Origin of the sequence: Peptococcus simiae, from assembly GCF_046569735.1 — a bacterium.
In the GTDB taxonomy this organism is placed as follows: Bacteria; Bacillota; Peptococcia; order Peptococcales; family Peptococcaceae; genus Peptococcus; species Peptococcus simiae_A.
On sequence record NZ_JBKICG010000035.1, the window covers coordinates 1 to 6,243 of the forward strand.

General features: G+C 52.0%; 6 protein-coding genes. 5 read left to right on the forward strand and 1 reads right to left on the reverse strand.

Annotated elements, in window-relative coordinates; genetic code table 11:
• Positions 1-50: 50 nt before the first annotated feature.
• Positions 51-1,001, reverse strand: coding sequence for a helix-turn-helix domain-containing protein (locus tag ACLGL1_RS09675; protein ID WP_411008469.1), 951 nt, complete (start codon positions 999-1,001; stop codon positions 51-53).
• A gap of 197 nt (positions 1,002-1,198) precedes the next feature.
• On the opposite strand from ACLGL1_RS09675, the gene ACLGL1_RS09680 reads away from it, so the two are divergent.
• From ACLGL1_RS09680 to ACLGL1_RS09700, 5 genes are all read left to right on the forward strand, one after another.
• The gene (locus tag ACLGL1_RS09680) at positions 1,199-2,953 is read left to right on the forward strand and encodes an ABC transporter ATP-binding protein (protein WP_411008470.1); all 1,755 of its coding nucleotides are present in this window, start codon (positions 1,199-1,201) and stop codon (positions 2,951-2,953) included.
• Positions 2,937-4,658 carry an ABC transporter ATP-binding protein gene (locus tag ACLGL1_RS09685; protein WP_411008471.1) on the forward strand — a complete coding sequence of 574 codons (1,722 nt, stop codon included), beginning with the start codon at positions 2,937-2,939 and terminating at the stop codon, positions 4,656-4,658. Before ACLGL1_RS09680 ends, ACLGL1_RS09685 begins: the two co-directional genes overlap by 17 nt.
• Positions 4,659-4,669: 11 nt before the next feature.
• Complete coding sequence (locus ACLGL1_RS09690) at positions 4,670-5,248, forward strand: MptD family putative ECF transporter S component (RefSeq protein WP_411008472.1); 579 nt, start codon at positions 4,670-4,672, stop codon at positions 5,246-5,248.
• 110 nt (positions 5,249-5,358) lie between these two features.
• Positions 5,359-5,937: an energy-coupling factor transporter transmembrane component T gene (locus ACLGL1_RS09695; protein WP_411008474.1), complete on the forward strand. Its 579-nt coding sequence runs from the start codon at positions 5,359-5,361 to the stop codon at positions 5,935-5,937.
• The coding region (locus ACLGL1_RS09700; RefSeq protein ID WP_411008473.1) for an ATP-binding cassette domain-containing protein at positions 5,925-6,243 on the forward strand (319 nt) is incomplete at its 3' end. The genes ACLGL1_RS09695 and ACLGL1_RS09700, both read left to right, overlap by 13 nt.

A 6,243-nucleotide genomic window follows, 5' to 3' on the forward strand; every position in this document is an offset into this window, starting at 1 on the left:
CGGATTTCTTGGTCCAACTTTAGGGGGTCAGTTCATTTAGGACGCTTTTTTTATTGGTTGGCGATTTTTCTGACGGCACTGGGCGAGGCATTTTTGTAGCGCTTGTATAAGAGGCTAAAGCGGCTGGGCGACTGGTAGCCAACAGCCTTGGCGATATCGGCGATAGCCATGTCCGTGGTGAGGAGGAGGTTTTCGGCAATATTCATCCGCTTGCGCTGGGTAAACTCGGTAATGCTCATATTGTAGCGGTCCCTAAAGCAGGCCTTGAGCTTGGTCCCGCTCATGGCAGCCAGTTTTTCTAAAAAGGACTGGCTGATATCAAAGGCATAGTGGTCCTGGATGTAGCGGGCAACGGTTTCAATGGCGACCTGGTCACCGGCTGGCAGGGGCCGTTTATTTTTATGGCGGTCATAGGCATCGAGGGTAATGGCCAGCCATTCATGGGCCTTGGCGTTAAAGAATAAGTCCGCTGAGGTGCCATCCATCTGGCAGTGGAGGATATCCAGGGCCAAGTGGCGGATGGGTCGGGTAATTTCTGTCCGGGTATCATAAAAAATCCGCATGAGCTGGTCCTTGTTTCGAAAACGGTTGGTCAAGCCTACCTTGGCCATCATGTTTTCCTTGAAGCGGACCCCTACCGCCTTATAGATGGAATGGCCATGCATGAGGCAGCGGTCGGTCGGCAGGGTGGTATCAAAGATAAAAAGGGAGTCCGGCTCAATGACCTGGTAGGGGTCCAGCCATTCGCCACTGCCGCTGATGATGTAGGCCGAGGAGAGGAGGACGTATTCGCTCAGGTCTTCACTGATGGATTCAACGTAGTCCTTCTTGATGGCCATGTCGTGAATATCAATGGTAAAGTCTTGGGTATCGTAGTACCAATACCTGCCCCGATAGTTTTCCCGGTCAGCAGTGAAGGCCTTGCCGGCCGGCGAAAAGGCAGCACCGGTTGGCGCCGCATCATCCAGGTACCAGGCCACTAGGTCGTCAAAGGACTTCATGATTTTCTCCTTTCTGTCACGATTAGACATTATCTCGGTTAGACCTTAATCCGGTAACCATATTGTAACAAAAAAGTTAGCGATGTACAATCTAACTAGAAGAGGCACCTACAAAGCCTTTCAAATAAGACCATCTGGCTAGGCCAAAAGGGCCTGGTCAATAGGGGCGTCTAAATAGAATAGTTTAGGAGGTAGTTATGAAGACCTATAGAAAATTATTCCGCTATGCCAAGGAGAAAAGGGGGTGGGGAATCCTGGCCATCCTTTGCTCCGCCCTGTCGGCTGTGGCAACGGTTTACGGTTATTATTTGATTTATCGCTTTTTAGACAGTGTAGTGGTGGCCGGAGACCTGGCCCTGGCCCGGTCCTATGCGGTCCGGACAGTCGTCTTTTTAACCCTGGGGGCCTTGGTCTACCTGGTCTCCGGCGCCTGCTCCCATGTCCTGGCCTTCCGCCTGGAAAGTAACTTGCGGAAGCACGGGATAGAGGGCTTGGCCGGGGCCAGCTTCCGCTTTTTTGACCTCCACCCCAGTGGGGCCATCCGCAAAACCATCGACGACAATGCAGCCCAGACCCACCAGGCTGTGGCCCACCTGATTCCTGACCAGACCCAGGCCATCCTGTCGCCGCTTTTACTCTTAATTGCCAGCTTCTTTGTGGGTTGGCGGGTAGGGTTGGTACTGGTCCTTTTAACCCTTTCTGCTGGGCTCTTGCTCAAGGCCATGATGGGCGAGAAGGAATTTATGAAGATTTACCAGGCGGCCCTGGCTACCCTGAGTGCAGAATCGGTGGAATATGTCCGGGGAATGCCGGTGGTAAAAATATTCGGCGCCCGGGTAGATTCCTTCAAGGCCCTCTATAAGGCCATCAAGGATTATTCCAAATATGCCTATGATTACAGCCAAAGCTGCAAGGGGCCCTATGTCCTCTACCAGTGGCTTTTCTTCGGCCTGCTGGCCCTTTTAATGGTCCCCCTGCCCTTTGTTGGCAGTGCCCTCGGCGATCCGGCTCTTTTGGCTGTGGACCTGATGATGGTCCTCTTTTTTAGCGGTGTCCTCTTTGTGGCCTTTATGCGGGTTATGTGGGTATCTACCTATGATTTCCAGGCTAACTATGCAGTCGATAGCTTAGAAGCCCTCTATACCGCCATGCAGGAAGACCAATTGACCTTTGGTCATGAAGACGTTTTTGACAACTATGATATTGAATTTGACCGGGTGGACTTTGCCTATAAGGATAAGCAGGTCTTTAAGGACCTCAGCTTTAGCCTGCAAGAGGGCCGGTCCTATGCCCTAGTCGGCGGGTCCGGCAGCGGGAAGTCGACCATTGCCAAGCTCATCTCAGGCTTTTACGCTGTCGATGGCGGGCAGATTAAAATCGGTGGCAAGCCCCTGGAAAGCTACCGGCAGGCGGCCCTTATTGAAACCATTGCCTTTGTTTTTCAAAATGCCAAGCTCTTTAAGCAGAGCATTTATGAGAACGTGGCCCTGGCCAAACCCAATGCCAGCCGGGCCGAAGTCTTAGAGGCCCTACACCTGGCCGGCTGTGACAGTATTTTAGATAAGTTTCCCGACCGGGAAAATACCCGGATCGGCAGTGCCGGTGTCTACCTGTCCGGCGGCGAAAAGCAGCGGATTGCCATTGCCCGGGCCCTCTTAAAAGATGCCAAGATTATCATCATGGATGAGGCCAGTGCTGCCGTTGACCCGGATAATGAGCATGAACTGCAAAAGGCCTTTAAACAGCTTATGCAGGGCAAAACGGTCATTATGATTGCCCACCGCCTGTCCAGCATTCGGGCCGTAGATGAAATCCTGGTCCTGGAGGGCGGGGAAATTGTTGAGCGGGGGACGGATGCCGCCCTTATGGCAGGGGACAGCCGGTATAAACACTTTATGAAGCTCTACCAAGAGGCCAATGAATGGAGGGTCGGTTATGAAAGCCTTCTTTAAGAATACCTTTGCCCTGACCGAGGCCGGGGCCAGTGACCTGGGCCAGGCCACCCGGGCCTGCTTTTGGGTCTACTGCATCAATATGGTGCCGGCCTTTTTGCTCTTGCTCTTTATGGATGACCTGGTCCTGGGTCACGCCCGCAACCCCTATATCTATACCGGCATCTCGATCCTGACCCTCATCGCCATGTACCTCCTGATGCGGGTAGAGTATGACCGGATGTACAACACCACCTACCGGGAAAGCGCCAACCTGCGCCTGGAACTGGCCGAAAAAATGGCTGACCTGCCCTTATCCTACTTTTTCAAGCATGACCTGTCCGACCTTTCCCAAAGCATTATGGAAGATGTGGCGGCTATTGAACACGCCCTGAGCCATTCCATCCCTAAGGCCATGGCCATGGCGATATTCTTTCCACTGATGTCTATCTTAATGATCATCGGTCATTGGCAACTGGGCCTGGCGGTGGTCTTGCCCCTCTTGTTTAGCTTTATGCTTTTACCGGTCTCGCGTAAAATGGTCAGCACCGGCAACAAGGGCTACTACGATATTTTGCGACGGAATTCGGAAGCCTTCCAGGAAACCATAGAGCTCCAGCAGGAAATCAAAAGCTTTAACCTGGTTGACCGAGTCAAGGCGGACCTCTTCCAAAAAATGGATGAAAGCGAGAAAATTCATATCCGGACAGAGGCCAAAAGCCTCCTGGCCATGGGCCTTTCCAACCTCTTTTCCTATATGTCCCTGGGGGTTGTTATGGTGGTTGGGATTAACCGGCTCATGGCCGGCGATATTTCCCTCCTCTACCTCCTGGGCTACCTACTGGCCGCCATTAAGGTGAAGGAAGCCATAGATGCCTCTAAAGAAGGCTACCTGGAAATGCTGCATATTGGCCCCCGGGTGAACCGGATCAAGGACATCCGCAAGACCCCGGTCCAGGCCGGTCAAGCCGTCCAGCTGACCAATTTTGACTTGGCCTTCCAAGACGTGACCTTTGCCTATGACCGGGATAACCCCGTCTTACGGGGGGTCAGCTTTACAGCCCGGCAGGGAGAAGTCACCGCCCTGGTCGGGGCCAGCGGGTGTGGAAAGACCAGTATCCTCCGGCTCATGTCCCGGCTCTATGACTATGACGGCGGGAAAATCACCATCGGCGGCCAGGATATCAAGACCATTGCCGCATCGACCCTCTTTCGCCATATTGCTATTGTCTTCCAGGATGTAACCCTCTTTAACAGCAGCGTCATGGAAAATATCCGGATTGGTCGGGCGGATGCTACAGATGAAGAAGTCCGCCAGGCCGCCGAAGCCGCCCAGTGCATGGACTTCATCAGCCGCTTAGACCAAGGCTTTGACACCCCCATTGGCGAAAACGGCGCCGAACTCTCCGGCGGCGAGCGCCAGCGCCTCTCCATTGCCCGGGCCATCCTAAAAGACGCCCCCATCCTCATCCTGGATGAAATCGCCGCCAGCCTGGATGTGACCAATGAAAAGGCCATCCAGGAAAGCCTGAACCGGTTGATTCAAAATAAAACCGTCATCATCATCTCCCACCGGCTCAAGTCCATTGAAAAGGTGGATAAAATCGTCGTCCTGGACGCCGGCCGCGTCGAAGCCACCGGCAGCCACGCCGACCTGGCCAAGATATCACCGACCTATCAAAATCTGCTGGAAAAAAATCGCCTAGCAGAAGCCTTTGTTTATTAGAAGGGAGACTTATGAAGCAACAATTAAAGGTCAAGGACTTAGTGACCATTGGGATTTTTGCCGTTGTTTATTTCATTTTAATGTTTGCGCTGGGCATGATTGGGATGGTGCCTATTCTGTTTTTGGTTTACCCGACCCTTCTGGGCCTTGTTAGCGGCGTATTGATTATGCTTTTTATGGCCAAGGTACCCAAGCCCTGGGCTCTCTTTATCCTAGGGATGATTACACCTCTGGTCATGTTTGCCATGGGGCATACCTATGTTTTACCAGTTCATGCCCTGGTGGTGATGCTGGTAGCCGACTTGATCCGCCGGACCGGATCCTACCGGTCCTTCAAGGCTGATGCCCTGGCCTTTGGGGTCTTTAATACCTGGATTTGCGGGTCTTTAATGCAAATGCTTTTGGCTAAGGAAGAGTACTTAGAGATGTGTGCCATGATGGGAGATGATTATGTGAAGGGCTTAGAAAGATTGATTACCTATCCGCATATGGCCCTGGTCTACCTGGGGGCCTTTGTCGGTGCCTTGCTGGGGGCCCTTATTGGCCGGGCCATGCTGAAAAAGCATTTTTCTAAAGCAGGGATTATCTAGTGGCTCAGACGGTAAGGGATTTTTTCAACCCAAACCCCCTTAGTAAGCTTTGCGGAACTGTTTTAATCAGTTTTACAGTTTTACACCCGATTGGTTTTTTCGGCTGGGGGGTGGCCGGTTGGCTGGCCCTTTTCTTTTGGCTAAATGGCTATAGGCTGGACGCCGTTAAAGCACCTGCTTATTTTTCAGTGCTATACTTTTTACCCGGCTTTGACTGGGTAATGGCTTTGCCTAGTGGCATAAAAATGTTAGTGGCCCTTTTGCTTGTGGTTAAGATGTTCTACCTGCCCTTTGTCGCCGGTAAGTTCTTGATAAAGAGTTCGGATGTCGGCCATATCCTATCTGCTATGGATAAATGCCGGGTACCGGCTGCCTTGAGCATTCCCATTGCTGTGATGTTTCGCTTTTTCCCTTCTTTTAAGGAAGACCATCGTCATATTCGTCAGGCCATGAAAATTAGGGGGATCAGCCTAAGCCATCCCCTTAGGTATGCAGAGTATGTGACGGTACCCCTCTTGGTCATCTCTTCGACCCTGGCCGATGATATATCGATGGCAGCGGAAACCCGGGGCATTGCCAGGCCCGGGAAAAAAAACCGCTACCGAGAGGTCAGTAGTAAGGGCGTAGATGTCATATTTTTGGCAGGGGTTATGATTTTGGTGATAGGAGGCTGGATATGGTTCAAGTAAAGGGGCTTTCCTTAGCCTATCCTGGCCAAGATAAAAGTCTGGAGGGGATTGACATCCAGCTGGCAGCCGGAGAGTGTCTGCTTTTGGCGGGACAAAGTGGCTGTGGTAAATCCTCTATCCTTCGCAGCTTAAATGGCTTGGCCCATCATTATGACCGGGCCTCCCTATCCGGGGATATCTACCTTGCTGGTCAGTCGGTCAAGGGGATGGAGGTCTATCAAATCGCTGAGTGGCTTGCCAGTGTTTTTCAAAACCCCAAAACCCATTTTTTTAATGTAGATACCACCTTGGAGCTGGTCTTTTATT